General features: G+C 65.5%; 1 protein-coding gene. It reads right to left on the minus strand.

What is annotated here, in order from left to right; genetic code table 11:
• Positions 1–774: AMP-binding protein (locus tag HG542_RS34145; protein WP_171088319.1), on the minus strand; the 774-nt coding region annotated here is incomplete at both ends.

Genomic DNA, 774 nt, shown 5'->3' on the forward strand with positions numbered 1-774 from the left:
GAGGTCGCCGGTGCGGTAGAGGCGGCCGAGGGTGGGGTGTTGGATGTAGCGCTCGGCGGTGAGGGTTTCGTCCTGCCAGTAGCCGAGTGCGACGCCGGTGCCGCCGATGTGGATTTCGCCGGTGACGCCGGTGGGGCAGTGTTCGTCTTCGGTGTTGAGGACGTACATGCGTTGGTTGGGCATGGCGGTGCCGTAGGGGATGCTGGTCCAGGTGGGGTTGACGTGCTGGATCTGGTACCAGATGGACCAGATGCTGCCTTCGGTGGCGCCGCCGAGGCTCATGATGGTGGCGTGGGGTGTGGCTTGTCGGATGCGGTCGGGGAGGCTGGTGGGGATCCAGTCGCCGCTGAGGAGGTAGAGGCGCAGTGAGTTGAGGTGTTCGCCTTCGTCGATGAGGAGGCCGGCGAGTTGGGGGACGCTGTTCCAGACGGTGATCTGGTGGTGTTGGACGAGGTGGGCCCAGTGGGCGGGGTTCTTGGTTTCTTCCTGTGCGGGGAAGACGATGGTGGCGCCTGCGGCGAGGGTGCCGAAGAGGTCGTAGACGGACAGGTCGAAGCTCAGCTCGGAGAGAGCCAGCACCCGGTCCTGTGGCGTGATGTCGAAGCGTTCGTTGACGGCGAGGAGGGTGTTGACGGCGCCGCGGTGGCTGATGGTGACGCCCTTGGGCCGGCCGGTGGAGCCGGAGGTGAAGATGACGTAGGCGACGTCATCCGCATGCACCACCGGCAGTTCAGAGCCGTCAGATGTTTCGTCGAGCAGCTCGTCGATGACGAG

It is taken from the genome of Streptomyces morookaense (assembly GCF_013030945.1).
Lineage (GTDB): Bacteria > Actinomycetota > Actinomycetes > Streptomycetales > Streptomycetaceae > Streptomyces > Streptomyces morookaensis.